This is a genomic window from Nocardiopsis halophila DSM 44494 (genome assembly GCF_000341245.1).
Classification (GTDB): domain Bacteria; phylum Actinomycetota; class Actinomycetes; order Streptosporangiales; family Streptosporangiaceae; genus Nocardiopsis_A; species Nocardiopsis_A halophila.
The window spans coordinates 34,240-48,978 of record NZ_ANAD01000053.1 but is presented as its reverse complement, the minus strand read 5'-3'; the positions used below and the strand labels follow the sequence as shown (position 1 = coordinate 48,978).

General features: G+C 73.5%; 15 protein-coding genes and 1 pseudogene. 4 read left to right on the top strand and 12 right to left on the bottom strand.

The genetic code is table 11. The features are described 5' to 3' along the window. Positions 1-6: 6 nt before the first annotated feature. From D450_RS0106735 to D450_RS0106710, 6 genes and pseudogenes are all read right to left on the bottom strand, one after another. Positions 7-525: pseudogene (locus tag D450_RS0106735) on the bottom strand (FGGY family carbohydrate kinase); the annotation flags it as partial. A gap of 102 nt (positions 526-627) precedes the next feature. Continuing rightward, a complete protein-coding gene (locus tag D450_RS0106730; RefSeq protein ID WP_017537913.1) occupies positions 628-1,575 on the bottom strand; it encodes a PfkB family carbohydrate kinase in 948 nt (315 codons plus the stop codon). A gap of 123 nt (positions 1,576-1,698) precedes the next feature. Then, positions 1,699-2,550, bottom strand: coding sequence for a carbohydrate ABC transporter permease (locus tag D450_RS0106725; RefSeq protein ID WP_017537912.1), 852 nt, complete (start codon positions 2,548-2,550; stop codon positions 1,699-1,701). Beyond that, positions 2,547-3,503 carry a carbohydrate ABC transporter permease gene (locus D450_RS0106720; RefSeq protein WP_017537911.1) on the bottom strand — a complete coding sequence of 319 codons (957 nt, stop codon included), beginning with the start codon at positions 3,501-3,503 and terminating at the stop codon, positions 2,547-2,549. Before D450_RS0106720 ends, D450_RS0106725 begins: the two co-directional genes overlap by 4 nt. After that, positions 3,500-4,870, bottom strand: coding sequence for an ABC transporter substrate-binding protein (locus D450_RS0106715; RefSeq protein WP_017537910.1), 1,371 nt, complete (start codon positions 4,868-4,870; stop codon positions 3,500-3,502). Before D450_RS0106715 ends, D450_RS0106720 begins: the two co-directional genes overlap by 4 nt. A gap of 29 nt (positions 4,871-4,899) precedes the next feature. Continuing rightward, positions 4,900-5,925, bottom strand: coding sequence for a zinc-dependent alcohol dehydrogenase family protein (locus D450_RS0106710; protein ID WP_017537909.1), 1,026 nt, complete (start codon positions 5,923-5,925; stop codon positions 4,900-4,902). A gap of 196 nt (positions 5,926-6,121) precedes the next feature. Here D450_RS0106710 and D450_RS0106705 point away from each other — a divergent pair, with 196 nt between their 5' ends. Together D450_RS0106705 and D450_RS0106700 are read left to right on the top strand one after the other, a co-directional pair. After that, positions 6,122-7,054 (top strand): sugar-binding transcriptional regulator, encoded by a 933-nt coding sequence (locus D450_RS0106705; RefSeq protein WP_193374737.1) that lies wholly within the window; start codon positions 6,122-6,124, stop codon positions 7,052-7,054. Positions 7,055-7,170: 116 nt separating this feature from the next. Beyond that, entirely contained in the window at positions 7,171-7,581 is a 411-nt protein-coding gene (locus D450_RS0106700; protein WP_017537907.1) for an SgcJ/EcaC family oxidoreductase, read from the top strand. A gap of 84 nt (positions 7,582-7,665) precedes the next feature. On the opposite strand, the gene D450_RS0106695 is transcribed toward D450_RS0106700, so the two are convergent. From D450_RS0106695 to D450_RS0106680, 4 genes are all read right to left on the bottom strand, one after another. Continuing rightward, complete coding sequence (locus tag D450_RS0106695; protein ID WP_017537906.1) at positions 7,666-8,100, bottom strand: hypothetical protein; 435 nt, start codon at positions 8,098-8,100, stop codon at positions 7,666-7,668. A gap of 173 nt (positions 8,101-8,273) precedes the next feature. Then, positions 8,274-9,743 (bottom strand): amidase, encoded by a 1,470-nt coding sequence (locus D450_RS0106690; protein ID WP_017537905.1) that lies wholly within the window; start codon positions 9,741-9,743, stop codon positions 8,274-8,276. Beyond that, a complete protein-coding gene (locus tag D450_RS0106685) occupies positions 9,740-11,131 on the bottom strand; it encodes an amidohydrolase (RefSeq protein ID WP_017537904.1) in 1,392 nt (463 codons plus the stop codon). The genes D450_RS0106690 and D450_RS0106685 overlap by 4 nt, the downstream gene beginning before the upstream one ends. A 131-nt stretch (positions 11,132-11,262) precedes the next feature. Continuing rightward, on the bottom strand, positions 11,263-11,901 hold the full coding sequence (locus D450_RS0106680) for a TetR/AcrR family transcriptional regulator (protein WP_017537903.1): 639 nt from the start codon (positions 11,899-11,901) through the stop codon (positions 11,263-11,265). Between the two features lie 124 nt (positions 11,902-12,025). Here D450_RS0106680 and D450_RS0106675 point away from each other — a divergent pair, with 124 nt between their 5' ends. Beyond that, positions 12,026-12,526, top strand: coding sequence for a DnaJ family domain-containing protein (locus D450_RS0106675; protein WP_017537902.1), 501 nt, complete (start codon positions 12,026-12,028; stop codon positions 12,524-12,526). Positions 12,527-12,588: 62 nt separating this feature from the next. Here the strand turns inward: D450_RS0106675 and D450_RS0106670 are convergent, their stop codons facing one another. After that, complete coding sequence (locus D450_RS0106670) at positions 12,589-13,359, bottom strand: helix-turn-helix domain-containing protein (protein WP_017537901.1); 771 nt, start codon at positions 13,357-13,359, stop codon at positions 12,589-12,591. 35 nt (positions 13,360-13,394) lie between these two features. On the opposite strand from D450_RS0106670, the gene D450_RS0106665 reads away from it, so the two are divergent. Then, positions 13,395-13,835, top strand: coding sequence for a VOC family protein (locus tag D450_RS0106665; RefSeq protein ID WP_017537900.1), 441 nt, complete (start codon positions 13,395-13,397; stop codon positions 13,833-13,835). 85 nt (positions 13,836-13,920) lie between these two features. Here D450_RS0106665 and D450_RS0106660 read toward each other — a convergent pair whose 3' ends face one another. After that, positions 13,921-14,628 carry a sulfotransferase family protein gene (locus D450_RS0106660; RefSeq protein ID WP_017537899.1) on the bottom strand — a complete coding sequence of 236 codons (708 nt, stop codon included), beginning with the start codon at positions 14,626-14,628 and terminating at the stop codon, positions 13,921-13,923. Positions 14,629-14,739: the final 111 nt, after the last annotated feature.

The window sequence follows — 14,739 nt, the reverse complement described above, 5'->3', positions numbered from 1 at the left end:
AAGTTAGCCGGTCCCCGACGCGTCGCCGCGGTCGGTCACGGCCTCCTGCGCGCCGGTGATGCGCCGCGTCAGCCAGTCGTGCGGCAGGACGGCCCGCACGGCCCGGGAGGCGTTCTCCGGCTCCTGCTCGGCCAGCCAGCGCAGCTTGGCCACCGTGAAGCTGGACACCGGGACGCTGCCCACCGCGTCCGCCCACGCCTTGGGGCCGCCCAGCTCGGCGACCAGGTCGGCGGCGGCGCCCGCGGCACGGGTGTCGTTCCACAGCAGGGCCGGGCGCACCACCCGGTCCTGCTCGTCCAGGGCCACCAGGCCGTGCTGCTGGGCGGCGACCGCGATCGCCTCGACGCCCTCCAGCAGCCCGCCGGACGCGGCCTCCTGGAAGGCGCGCCACCAGGCCTCGGGGTCGACCTCGGTGCCGTCGGGGTGCGGGGCGCGGCCCGTGCGCACGAGTGCGCCGTCCTCGGCGCGCCGCACGACGATCTTGGTGGCCTGCGTCGAACTGTCGACGCCCGCTATGAGTGCCATGGGATCTCCCTCAGGGGACGGGGTGCGCTCCTTCGGCCCGGGAAGCGCTCCGAGGTGCAAGGGGCGGAGCGTTCCCCGGGTGCGGCCGGCAAGGCCCGCACTTCAGGAGACCGCCTTGCCGAACGCGGTGTCCACCTCGTCCCGCGTGGGCGGGGAGGAACCGGCGCGCGTGCACGCCAGGGCGGCCGCGTTCGCGGCGAACCCCAGCGTCTCGGCGGCCTCCTCGGGTCCGAGCCCTTCCAGGGCCGCCGGACTCGCCAGGAATCCGCGGCGCTCCAGCTCGGACAGGTAGGCGCCGATGAAGGCATCGCCCGCTCCCACGGTGTCGACCACCTCCACCGGCGGCGCGGAGGCCCGGATCGGCTCATGCCCGGGCATCACCGCCACGGCCCCCTCGCCGCCCAGGGTGACCAGCGCCAGGCGCAGGCCGTGTTCCTCCACCAGGGCCTGGGCCGCCTCCACCGGGGGCTGCTCGGGGAAGAGCAGCGCCAGGTCGTCGGCGCTGGCCTTGAGCACGTGCGCCACATCGCACCACGCGCGCGCGTTGTCCCGGTAGGCGTCCATGTCCGGGCAGGCGACGGCGCGGACGTTGACGTCGTAGGAGACCACGGTGTCCCCGCGCCGCGCCCTGAGCCACGACCGCAGGACCGAGGCCCCCGGCTCCAGCACCGTGGCCAGGGTCCCCACATGCACGCACGAACCGCCGGTGGCGGAGGGCAGTTCCTCGGGCGACCACTGCCAGTCCGCGGTGCCCTGGGCGTAGAAGGTGTACTCGGCCGAGCCCGCCCCGTCGACCGCGACGAAGGCCAGGGTGGTCTGCTCGGGGGCGTCCACCGCCCAGCGCAGGTCCACCCCGTTCCCCTCCAGGTGGGCGCGGAGCATCCGGCCGAAATGGTCCCCGGACAGGCGGCAGAGCAGGGGGGCGGGCGCCCCCAGCCGGTTCAGCGCGATGGCGGCGTTGGCGGCGCCGCCGCCCGGCAGCGCCCTCCAGTCGCCGGCGGACTCCCCGGGGATGAGGTCCACGAGCGCTTCGCCGCAGACGATGATCATGTGTCTCCCGACGTTCGGAGGTCCCGGTGCCGCGGCGCTCGCCGCGGCACCGGGACCGGGACTATCCGACGGTCCCCCATCATGGCGGGGCCGCCGCGGGCGGGGCGCCGCGGCCCCCGCCCGTCATTTCACCGCGCCCATGGACAGGCCGCGCACCAGCTGCCGCTGGGCGGTCCAGCCCACCACCACGATCGGCAGCGAGGCCATCACCGCGGCCGCGGACAGCTGTGCCACGAACAGCCCCTCACTGGTGATGAAGCCGGTCAGGAACACCGGTACGGTGGCGGCCTGGGCGGCGGTGAGGTTGACCGCGAAGAAGAACTCGTTCCAGGCGAAGATCGTGCAGATCAGCGCGGTCGCCGCGATGCCGGGCGCCATCACCGGCAGCATCACCGACCACAGGATCCGCGGCAGGCCCGCGCCCTCGACCCGTGCGGCCTCCACGATCGCCCCGGGCACCTCCAGGAAGAAGGACCGCAGCATCCACACCGCGATGGGCAGGTTCATCGCCGTATAGAGCACCACCAGCGTCCACACGTTGTCCAGCATGGACAGGTGCGAGGCGGCCACGTAGATGGGCACCACGACGGCCACCACCGGCAGCATCTTCGTGGAGATGAAGAAGAACAGCACGTCCTGGGTGCGCTTCACCGGGGCGACCGACAGCGCGTAGGCGGCGGGCAGGCCCAGCACCAGCACCAGCAGGGTCGAGGCCAGCGTCGCGATCAGGGAGTTGCCCACGTACGGCAGGAAGTCGGCGTCCAGGACCGCCGAGAAGCGGTCCAGCGTCGGCTGGAAGAACAGCGTCGGCGGATCGGTCGCCGCCTGGTTCTCCTCCTTGAAGGCGGTCAGCACCAGCCACAGCACCGGCGAGACGAACACCAGCGCGATCACCCAGGTGGCCGCGGTCAGGGCGGTGCCGCGCGCGCTCGCGCGGGCGCGTCGTGCCGGACGCGGGGGGCTCACGGCGGTCACGTTCTCGCCTCCTGTGCGTTCATGAAGGTGCGGAAGATCAGCCGCAGCGCGAGGGTGGCCACGATGATGGTGCCGACCACCACCACGACGCCCATGGCCGCCGACTGGCCGATGTCGAACCCGAGGAAGGTCCGCTGGTAGATGTAGAAGGGCAGGTTGGAGCTGGCGGTCCCCGGTCCGCCCTGGGTCATCATGTAGATCGTGTCGAAGGTGTTGACCACGTAGATGGACCCCAGGAGCACGCCCAGCTCGATGTAGCGGCGCAGGTGCGGCAGGGTGACCCAGACGAACATCTGCCACCGGGACGCGCCGTCGACCTGGCCCGCCTCGATCACGTCCTTGCCCTGGCTCTGCAGGCCCGCCAGGACCAGCAGGGCCATGAACGGCGTCCACTGCCACACCAGGGCGACCACCACCGAGAACACCGGCGACTGCGAGGCCCAGTCGGTCCCGCCCGCCCCGAACGGCGCCAGCACGAAGTTGACCAGCCCGAACACCGGCTCGAACATGATGTGCTTCCACAGCAGCGCGGTGGCCACCGGCAGCACCAGGAACGGGGTGATGACCAGGGTGCGCACCACCCCGCGCCCCCGGAACGGCCGGTCCAGCAGCAGCGCCAGGCCGATCCCCAGGAGCATGGCCACCACCACGCACGAGGCGGTGATCAGCACCGTGTTGGCCGCGGCTCCGAGGAACTGGCGGTCGGTGAACACCCGCGCGTAGTTGGCCAGGCCCACCCACGCCTGGGAGTCCGGGCGCAGCAGGTTCCATGACCGGAGCGAGTAGACGATCGTGGCCAGGAACGGAAGCTGGGTGGTGACCAGCAGGAACGCCAGTGCGGGCAGGAGCGGGGCGCGCCGGGCCCACCCGTTGGCGCGCGGGGGCCGGTCCGGTCCCGTCCGCCGCGCCGGCGCCGCGGGCGCCTCCGGCGCGGGCGCGGTCGCAGCGCTCATCGTTCGTCCTCCTTGTAGGTGTCGCCGACGTCCTCGGCGTAGCGCTGGCTCTGGGCGAGCGCCTCCTCGACGGTGACCTGCCCGGCGATGGCGGCGCTGAGCTGCTGGCTGACCCGGGTGCCCAGGTCCTGGAACTCGGGGATGGCGAGGAACCCGATGCCGCGGTAGGGGACCGGCCGTGTCGTCGGTTCGGCGGGGTCGGCCTGCTCGATGCCCTCCAGCATGGGGTCGGCGTAGGCGCCGGCGGCCTCCTGGTACTCGGGCTCGGCGAAGGTCGAGAGCCGGTTGCCGGGCGGGACCCGCTGCCAGCCGTACTCCTCGGCGACCAGGCGGATGTAGTCCTTGTCGGTCATCCACTCCAGGAACGCCCAGGCCTCCTCCTTGTGCTCGGAGGTGGAGGGGATCCCCAGCGACCAGGTGTAGAGCCAGCCGCCGTAGTCGGACTCGGACACCGGCGCGGGGGCGTAGCCGTTGAGCCCGGCCACCGTCCCGGCGCTGTCGTCCTCGATGGTGCTCACCATGGAGGTGGAGTCGTAGAACATCGCCGCCCGCCCCTGGGCGTAGCGGTTCAGGCAGTCGCCGAATCCGCTGTTGGCCGCCCCGGTCTGGCCGTGCTCGCGGGTGAGGTCCACGTAGAACTCGGCGGTGCGGCGGAACTCGGGCGAGTCCAGCTCGGCGTTCCAGTCCTGGTCGTACCAGCGCCCGCCGAAGGTGTGGAGCATGCTGTTGAACGGGCTGAGCATCTCGCCCCAGCCGGCCAGGCCGCGCATGCAGATCCCGGAGACGCCGGGCTCCACGCCGTCGAGCTCGGCGGCCAGCTCGGCCACCTCGTCCCAGGTGGGGTTCTCCGGCATCTCGACGCCGGCCTCGTCGAAGAGGTCCTCGCGGTAGGCCAGGAAGGAGGACTCCCCGTAGAAGGGCACCGAGTACATGTCGCCCTCGTAGGACAGGTCCTCGCGGATCGAGGGGATGAAGTCCCCGTCGTCGTAGCCGGGGGAGTCGTCGATGTAGGGCTGCAGGTTCTCCAGCCAGCCGTACTCGGCCCACTGGGCCGTCTCGTAGTTGCTGATCATCACCGCGTCGAACTCGCCGCCGCCGGTCGCCACCGAGGTGGTGATCTTGGCGCGGGCCTCGTTCTCCGGGAGCGAGACGAAGTCGACCTCGATCCCCGGGTTCTCCCGGCGGAAGCGCTCTTCCAGCGAGATCGCGTCCTGCATCTGGGGGTTGGAGACGATGGCGACGGTCAGCCGGACGGAGTCGCCGCCGGAGCCGGTGGCCCCGGCGCCGGCGCATCCGGTGAGCAGCAGCCCGGCCGCGGCGACGGCGAAGGCGCGGGCGGCGGCGCGGGCGAAGGGGGTGGGGTGCACTGTGCTGCCTCTTCCGATCGCTTCGGGGGTCAGGCGGTGCCGCCGTCGCCGTGGGCGCCGTCCTCGTCGGGGACGACCTGGATCTTCACTCCGGCCCCTGAGCGCATCATGCTCAGCGCCTCGGGGAACTTCTCCAGCGGCAGCGCATCGGTGAGCAGCGGGGCGGTCTCGATCGCGCCCGAGCCGATCAGGTCCACGGCGGGGCCGAAGCTGTTGAGCACCGCCATGGAGCCGACGATGGTGATCTCGTCGTTGTAGACGCGGAACGGCGACAGCGACACCAGGGCGTCGTCGGCGGCGACCCCGAACACCAGGAGGCGGCCGCCCCGGCGCAGCGCCGAGAAGGCGGCCTCGATGGCCGGGGGAGCGCCCGTCACGTCGATCGCGGCGTCGAAGCGCTCGTCGGCGAGGTCGGCGGTATCGGCGGCGGTCGCCTCCGCGCCCAGGCCGGCGGCGATGGACAGCCGCCGGGTGTTGCGGTCGACGACGGTGACGCGCGCGCCGGAGCGCTGCAGGAGCTGCTGCAGGAGCAGGCCCATCGTGCCCGCGCCCACCACCAGGAAGCGCTCGCCGACCTGCGCGCCGATCCGGCGCAGCCCGTGCACCGCGCAGGAGAGCGGCTCGACCAGGGCGCCCTGGCGCAGGGTCATCGTGTCCGGGATGCGGTAGCAGTTGGCCGCGGGGACGGACGCGTACTCGGCGAAGGCGCCGTCGACGGTGTCGCCGATCGCGCCCCAGTTCGCACAGAGGTTGCCGCGGCCGGCGCGGCAGTAGGTGCAGTGGCCGCAGAACAGGGACGGGTCCACGGCCACCCGGTCGCCGGGGCGCAGGCCGCCGGGGGCGCCCTCGCCGACGGCGGTGACGGTCCCGGCGAACTCGTGCCCGGGGACCAGGGGGTAGGGGCTGGGCGGGAACTCGCCGTCGGCGATGTGCAGGTCGGTTCCGCAGATCCCGCAGGCGCCGACGCGGACCACCACCCCGCCGGGGGCGGGGGCGGGGTCGGGCCTCTCGCCCACGCTGACGGCTCCGGGCTCATCGATGATGGCGGCACGCATGAGGGGTCTCTCCAGGGGTCGGGGGCGGCGTGACCGGGGATGCTCATGTGAGCGGCCTGGGTCACAGATGTTTCGTGTATTGAAAACCCAAGCGAAACACGGTGTCAATGCGTATCGCTCGATCGAGTACACTGCTGCGCATATGAGCGAACGGCGGAGTGAGGCGCCGGAGGCCGCCGCGGGCGGCCCCGCGGAGATGGTGCGGCTGGCCGCGATCGCGCGCAGGTTCTACCTGGACGGGCGGTCGAAGGTGGAGATCGCCGAGGAGTTCGGGCTGAGCCGCTTCAAGGTGGCCCGGGACCTGGACACGGCCCGCGGTGCGGGGATCGTGCGCATCGAGGTGCGCCTGCCCGCGCGGCTGGACGGTGAGCTGTCGGAGCGGCTCCGGCAGGCCTACGGGCTGCGCCGGGCGATCGTGGTGGAGGCCGCCGAGGACCCGGTGGAGACCCGTAGGGCGCTGGGCGCGGCGGCGGCGCGGCTGCTGCCGGAGATCGTGCGCCCCGGCGAGGTGCTGGGGCTGGCCTGGAGCCGGGTGCTGCAGGCGGTGGGCGCCGAACTGGCCGAGCTTCCCCGGTGCACGGTCGTTCAGCTGAACGGGGTGCTCTCGGAGTTCGCCGACGGCGGCGGCTCAGTGGAGACGGTCCGCCGGGCGGCGTCGCTGTCGGGCGGACCGGCCTACCCGGTCTACGCCCCGCTGATCCTGCCCGACGCGGCCACGGCCGCGACGCTGCGCGCGGACCCCGGTATCGCCTCGGCCTTCGCCCACTACGACCGGCTCACCACGGCGGTGGTCGCCATCGGCGGCTGGGACGAGCACAACTCCACGGTGTTCCAGTCCCTGGACCCGGACTCCCGCGCGCGCTACAGCGGCCTGGGGGTGCAGGCGGAGGTGTCGGCGCAGCTGATCGACGCCGAGGGGCGGCCGGTCCACTGCGATCTGGACGAGCGGGTGATCAGCATCCGGGCCGAGCAGCTGCGCAAGGTCCCCGAGGTGGTCGCCGTCGCCGGAGCGGGCGACGAGGCCAAGGCCAGGGCGATCGGTGCGGCGCTCAAGAGCGGCCTGGTGTCGACCTTGGTGACGGACAGTGCGGTTGCGCAGGCTCTGCTGGAGGACCGTCCCGAGGGGTGACGCGGGGCCGCCCGGCCGCCGCGGCTCCTTCCCGGACCGTCCTCCCTGTACCGGCCTCCCCGCGTCGGCCGCAGCCCTTGACCTCAGCTCAGGTCGATGTCTCAGGATCGGTGCCCATGCGGACCTCGCCAGAGACGAACGCGGCCGACGTCGAGGCGATCGGGAAGGTCGTCGCCGACGTCGAGCACGCCCAGCGCAACGAGCTGCCCGAGGCGTTCATCGGCCTCTTCCGGGCGGACGCCGTATGGACCACGGCGCAGGGGGTGCGCCTGAACGGTATCGACGAGATCGCGGCCTTCACCCGCAAGGTGCTCCCCGGGGCGATGAAGGGCATGATCCCCACGTACGAGGTGGAGCAGGTGCTCTTCATCCGCTCCGACGTCGCCGCCGTCAAGGTGCGCCAGCGCTACTGGGACGACGGTGGCGAACAGGTGGGCCGGGAGGGGAGCCCGCTCTATGTGATGGCGAAGGAGGGCGGCGCCTGGCGCCTCGTCGCCTGCCAGAACACCCAGGTCGTCGAGGGGTGAGGCGAGTAGGGGGCGCCGAGGGGGACTGCGCCTCCCATCCGGGGGCGGCCCACAGGGCCGACCGCAGCGACAGGGGAGGCGTGGTCACCCGGGTGGTTCCTCGGGAGGGCCGAGGGTCGCGAACAGGCGGATCGCCGTCCTCGCATCGAAGGCCTCCTGCGCAAGGACCCTCATCTCTTCGAGCTTCACCGGGAGCTCGCTTGCAGGGTCGATGCCCCCGTTCCTGGCCTGCCGGATCACCGTCTTGGCGAACGCGATGGCCTCGCGCTGCTTGGGAGCCGTCTTCAGGTCTCCGGCATTCTGTTCCGCGAACCGGTCGATCTGGACCTCCCACAGGGCGAGGCGAGAGGCGAGGGGCAGGGCGTGATGGGCGGCCTGGCGGACCCTCATCGGCTGCGCGGCCATGAGGTCATAGGCCTGTTCGGGGCCGGCGCTCGCCTTGATCCTCTCTGCCAGTTCTTCTGGAGTCATGGAATCCTCCTGGAGGAGGCCTGTAAGGGCGTCGTTCGCGCCTTCCACCGTCTCCGGGCATCCGATGGGAGGAAAGTCCTCAGACTGCGATCGGTTCGTGTCTCCAGAGCGCTGGAGGTGCAAACCGATCGCCGTGCCAGCGCTCGGCGTGTTGTCAGAGTTGAATCTACATCGTCAAGGCTGTGCTGGGAGTGCGCTGAAGACTCCTCCGGGCAGATGCATCAGCTCAGTCCCGGACGCCGACGTCCATACCCCGTGGCGGCCTCGAACGCCGCGGCCATCCCGAGGAGCCGCCGTTCCGCCCTGTGCGGGCCCACCATCTGGACGCCCACGGGAAGCCCCTCGCCGGTGAAACCGCCCGGGACGGAGAGCGCAGGGCAGCCGGTCGCCGAGACCCAGTAGCACGACGCCATCCATTCCAGGTAGTCGCCCATGGGCCGTCCCGCCACCTCGGCGGGGTACTCGGCCCCGGCATCGAAGGGCGGCACCTGGCTCACCGGGAGCAGGAGCAGGTCGTACCGCTCGAAGAAGAGACGGAACCGGTGGTAGAGCCCGGCCAGGCCCTGCTTGGCGCGTCCCACCTGCTCGCCGGTCAGTGCGGCCCCCGCCGCCGCGTTGCGCACGACCGCCTCCTTGACCGTGCCCGGGTGCGCCTCGATCACCGGGCCCCACGCCAGATGGAACTGCCACGCGCGCAACGTCCGGAAGACGCCGTCCGCTCCGGAGAAGTCCGGGACCGCCTCTTCGACCGCGGCGCCGAGCCCCTCCAGGGTCCGGGCCGCCGCGGTGACGACGGCCGCCGCCTCGGGGGCGACCGGCAGCGCCCCGCCGAAGTCCGGCGCCACCGCGACCCGCGCCCCGCGCACCTCCGCGGGCCAGGGATCGGCGAACACCCGGCCCGGATCGCCCAGCGCCGTCGGCGCGCGCGGGTCGGGCCCTGCGATCACCGACAGCAGCAGGGCCGCGTCCGCCACCGACCGGCCCATCGGCCCGGGCGTGGACAGCGTCTCCCACGGCATCGCCGACGGCCACGCCGGGACCCGGCCCGGTGAGGGCCGCAGTCCGACCACGTTGGTGAACGAGGCCGGGTTGCGCAGCGATCCGCCCATGTCCGAGCCGTCGGCGATCGGGTGCATCCCCGCGGCCAGGGCCGCCGCCGCACCGCCGCTGCTGCCCCCGGCCGAACGGGAGGCGTCGTAGGGGTTGCGGGTAGTGCCGAACACCGGGTTGAAGGTGTGCGAGCCCGCGGCGAACTCCGGCACGTTCGTCTTACCGACCACGATCGCCCCTGCGGCCCGCATCCGCTCCACCACCAGGTCGTCCGCCTCGGGGACGTGGTGGGCGAAGACCGGCGAGCCCAGGGTGGTGCGCACCCCCGCCGTCGCATGGGTGTCCTTGACCGCCACGGGGAGCCCGTGCAGCGGGCCGGGGACGGCCCCCGAGGCCAGGAGCTCGTCCGCCGCCGTGGCCTCCTCCAGCGCGCGCTCTGCGCAGAGCGTCACCACCGCGTTCACGCGGGGGTTCACCGCGGCGATCCGGTCCAGGTGCGCCGTGACGACCTCGCGGGCCGACACGCGCTTCTCCCGGAGCATCCGCGCCAGCCCCACGGCGTCCCGTTCGTGCAGGGCGTCCGTGCTCTGAGCGGCGCCGGTCCCGTGCGTGCGGGCCGACGCGGTCCCGTCCCCGCTCATCGCATCCGCTCCAGGGGGTCCTCGACGGTGTGGGCATCGAAGGAGCGCCGCAGGTCCAGGTACTCCTCGGTGCCCAGCTTGGGGCCGGAACCGGCGATGACCCGCTCGGCTCCGGCCGCGCCGTCGGCCAACAGGTCCACCACGGTCATCGCCATGGCCTTGGCCGGGGCCACGGCGGCCGCCTCGTGGTCGGCGGTGTGGAAGGCGGGCCCGTGGAAGGGCGCGTCGCACCCCGAGGCCGACCACGGGTGCAGCACCGGCATGAGGAACCCCAGGTCGCCCATGTCGGTCGAGCCGCCCATGGCTCCGGCGTCGCGCACCACCTCCCCGGCGCCGAACAGTTCGACGCAGTTGGCGTAGGCGAGGTCGGCGAAGGGACCGTCGGGCCGCAGCGGCAGGTAGGCGCCCACGGTCTCGATCTCCAGGCGCACGCCCAGCGCCAGCGCTCCGGCGCGCAGCGCGCGGTCGACCTTGTCCGACGCGTCCTGCATCGCCTCGACGGTGGCGGCCCGCACCATCACCTCCATGCGCGCGCTGGCCGGAACGGCGCTCACGGCCTCGCCGCCGGTGAGGATCTGGCTCACCCGCACGGCGTCGGCGTCCCGGAAGGTGTCGCGCTGGGCGTCGACGGCGGCGATGGACAGGGTGGCGGCCTTCAGGGCGTTGGCCCCGTTCCAGGGGGTGGCGCCGGCGTGGGCCGCGGTGCCGTGGAAGGTCACCCGCTTGACCAGCGACCCGTTCGCCGTCATGGACACCGACATGGCGGGGGACGCCACGGCGGGACCGGCGTGCACCATCATCGCCATGTCCACGCCGTCGAAGGCGCCCAGCCTGACGAGTTCGGGCTTTCCGACGATGAACTCCAGGTCCCCGGCGGCGCGGCGGTCCAGCCTCCAGTCGACCTCGATGCACTCCTCGGCGGGGACGGCCATCAGCGCCGCGTCCCCGTCGAGGCGGTCCATGACCGGGGCCAGGCCGTAGGCGGTGCCGAGCAGGGAGGCGATCTGGGCGTTGTGCCCGCAGGCGTGCGCGGCTCCGGTGGCGGGGTCGGCGCAGGGGTGGTCGGCGACCAGCAGCGAGTCGAGTTCGCCCAGGACGGCGACGGTGCGGCGGTGGGCGCGCCCGTCCATGCGCGCCGCGACGCCGGTCCCGGCCAGCCCCGACCGGGGCTCCAGCCCCATGGCGGCGAACCGGTCGCGGACCAGGCGGGCGGTCCGCTCCTCCCGGAAGCCGGTCTCGGGGTTGTGCAGGACCTCGCGGGAGACCGCGGTGATCTCCCCGGCGCGCCGGTCGATCTCGGCGCATACGGCGGCCTTGAGCTCGGCGCGTGCGGTGTGTTCGTTCTCCGCGGGTTCCGCGTCGCTGGGTTCCGATTCGGTGGGGGGCATGGTGTCCTTTCGTCGCGGTGGCGGCGTGGCATCTACCTACCCTTCAGCGGATGCGGATCCGGCGGCGCAGCGCCCGCCTCGGCCCAGGCCGATGACGGGAGGCGGTGGAGTTCCGCCCGCCCGGGCGGGCCTCAGCCGTGCCCCGGTGTCCCGTCGTCGGCGGGGACGCAGGCGTCGAAAAGGGCGCCCGTGTGGTATTCGGCCACGGCGAGCGCGCGCTCAGGGGTGATGCGCCCGGTGAGCACGTCGGTGCCCAGCCCGTGGGTGAGGGCCAGGAGCCGGGCGGCCTCCAGGGCCGGGTCCTGTTCGGGGCTCAGGGCGCCTTGGGAGCGGGCCTCCTCCAGCAGCGCGGCCAGTTGGCCTTCCAAGCGCTCTGGGCCGGAGACGAACGGCTGCTCGGCGAGCGCGGGGTCGGTCATCGCCAGGACCGCGAAGGAGGTCCAGAGGAGGTGGAAGACCCGGCTCTCCTCGTCCGTGGGCAGCGCCTCCTCGAGGAAGGCGCGGACGCGGGCGCGGGGCGCGGCGGGCACCGGGAGCCCGGCCAGGCGCTCGGACCAGCGGCGGTGGCTGCGCTCTTCGAGGTGGACCAGGGCGGCGTGCATCAGCCCGGCCTTGGTCGAGAAGTAGTACTGCACCAGGCGCAGGGAGACCTGGGCCTCGGCGGCGACCGACCGCATGGTGACGGCGTGCAGGCCCTCGCGTGCGGCGGTGCGCACCAGGGCGTCGCAGATGTCGGTCCGTCGTCGGGCGTGGTCGACGGTGCGGGGCACGTGCGTGCTCCTTTCCCGGGGGCTTCGGCAGCGGTTATGATACAGACGTATCATGAAGCGTGGGCGCCGCGCGGAGGCGACCGGGCGCGGCGGGACGGCGGAGCACGGAAACGGGGGAGCGGCCATGACCGAACGCAAGCCCGCGGGGATGGAGTGGGAGTCCTGGGCCGACCAGCAGGTCCGCCGGGCGATGGAGCGCGGTGAGTTCGACGGCCTGCCCGGGGCGGGCAAGCCCATCCCGGACATCGACCGCCCGCGCGACGCCCTGTGGTGGGTGCGGCGCAAGACCGAGGAGGAGGGGGTGGCGCCGCTGCCGCCGGCGCTGCGCGTGCGCAAGGAGGCCGAGGAGGCGCGGGCCGCCGCCGTGGGCGCCCGCACCGAGGACGAGGCCCGCCGGATCATCGCCGGGATCAACGAGCAGATCGTGCGCACCGTCAAGTTCCCCACCTCCGGCCCGCCGCTGAACATGATGCCCTTCGACGTCGAGGAGGTCGTGGCCGAGTGGCGGGAGAAGAACGCCGAGGCCCGGCGGCGTCTGGAGGAGCAGCGCGCCGAGCGCGCGCGGGAGGCGCTGCGGGCCTCCGACGGCAGGCGCAAGCGCCGCTGGTGGAACATCTTCGGCTGAGGTCCCGCGGCCGGGGCGACGCGGCCGAGCGGGCGTCGGGCCGGGGCGGAGGCGTCCGCCGGTCAGTCGGCGCCGGGCGGCGGAGGGGCCCCGCGGCCGGCGGCGCGTTCACGCAGCAGGACCGCGGGAGTGAGCCCGGACATCCTGCGCACCTCGCGGGTCAGGTGCGGCTGGTCGGCATAGCCGGCCTGGGCCGCCAGGTCCGCCGCCCGTAGGCCGGGCGCGGCGTCGGCCAGGGCCAGGAAGCGCTGCAGGCGCATGACGCGCTGCAGCGCCCGCGGGTCCAGTCCGGTCGCGTCGGCCAGCAGCCGCCGCAGGTGGCGCTCGGAGACCCCGGCGGCCTCGGCGGCGCCGCGCACCGAGGGGGCCGGCGCCCCCGGGCCGGCCGGTGTGCCGATCGCTCGCAGCGCCGCCCGCACGCGGCCGTCCGCGCGGCGGCGCAGGGGAAGCTCCGGCGGGTCGCCGCACCACACCTGTTCGGCCAGGCGGCGGGCGGCGCCGGAGGGCAGGGCGTCCTCCAGAGGGACGTCCGCGTCCCGCAGGGGGCCCACCGGGCATCCGAGCGCGGCCCCGATCACCGCCGTGCGCAGGCGCAGCCCCCGCACCGTCCCGCCGGGGGCCAGGCGGACCAGGGCCGGCTCGGCGGTCGGGCCGACGAGGCGGGCCTGGCCGTGCGCAGTGACCACCACGTCGGCGCACCCGTCGGGGAGCACCCGCTGGACGTATCCCCGCCCGGGGGCGATGGCCTGCTCCCAGGCGCACACGGCGGCCGGAACCGGGCCCGCCGGCGGGAACTCCCGGTAGGCCGATCGCGGCGTGTCCGTTTCGTTCAAGACACTCCTCCCCCCTCCCCGCCATGATCGGACCCATGAACCAGTCGGTCCACTTCATCACCCTGTCCACGCTCGACCTCAACGCCGCCCGGTCCTTCTACACCGACGGGCTCGGCTGGCGGCCGCTCATGGACGTACCGGGGGAGATCATCTTCTTCCAGATCGCCCCGGGTACCGTCCTCGGCCTCTTCGAGGCCGGTGCCTTCGCCCGCGACATGGCGGGCGGCCCGGAGGACGCCCGCCTGGGCGGGCTGACCCTGGCCCACAACGTCGCCTCGCCCGAGGAGGTCGACGCCGTGGTCGCCCGGGCGGTGAAGGCGGGTGCCCGCCTGGTCAAGAGTCCGCAGAAGGCGGCCTTCGGCGGGTACCACGGCCACATCGCCGACCCCAACGGCGTGGTGTGGGAGGTCTGCCACAACCCCGGATGGAGCGTGGACGAGGACGGAACCGTGAGCCTGGCCCCGGTCGAGGACTGAGGCCCCGGGGCGGCCGCCGGCCTTCGGGGAGCCCCGGGGTCGGCGGCCGCCCTCTGCGGTCCGCGGTCCGCGCCTCGGGTGGCGCCTAGTAGGGCCGGCCGCCCCTCATCACGTTCCCCAGCCGTTCCTTCAGGTCCTCGGATTCGTTGAGGTGGGGGAAGGGCTCGTCCTCAGGGACGGGGACGCCGAGGAAGTCGCACAGCGGCTCCCACCCCTGGGCCGCCTCGAACACGAGCAGCCTGTCCTCGGAGACCCGCGAGCGCACGTACTCGATGTGGCGCTCGAACGCCGCGACCGCCGTGGCCTCGTCGGGGACCTCGTCGGCGCCGACGCCGAAGGCCCCGCGCCACATGGTGCTCAGCAGCGTCTCGTGGAGCCTCCTCAGGTGCGCCGTGGTGGTCGCACCGGCCGCGTCCTCCTGCCCGGCGCCGCCGTGCTCCTCGCCGTCCACGGCGTCGAGCATGCGCGGGGACTGGAAGATGGTCTCAGAGGCGCTCTTGTACCACCGACGGGCGTCCCGGACGGTCAGGAGGATCTTGGCGTCGGGGTAGGCCTGGGAAACCTCCTCCCAGAAGTACCCGGTCGGCCAGTCCACGGCCGACTCATACCCCTCATAGAGCCGGTCCCAGGACGCCTCCCCCTCGCCCGGGGTGAGCGACCAGAGGGCGCTCTGCTCGGGGCTGCTCATCACCTCGAACATGTGGTGGCAGGGACCGAACCCCAGCTGCTCGAGCGCCGCCTTCATCGACAGTGTTCCGGTGCGCGGGTATCCCGCGCCGATGACTCGGAGCATGTGCACCGTCCTTGGAGAATCGCGCCGACCTCTCCTGGCCGGGCGGCGCCTCGAGCCTCTCCCCGGCGCAAAGGGCCTGCAAGGGTCCCTGCGCCGATCTAGAGTGGCGCC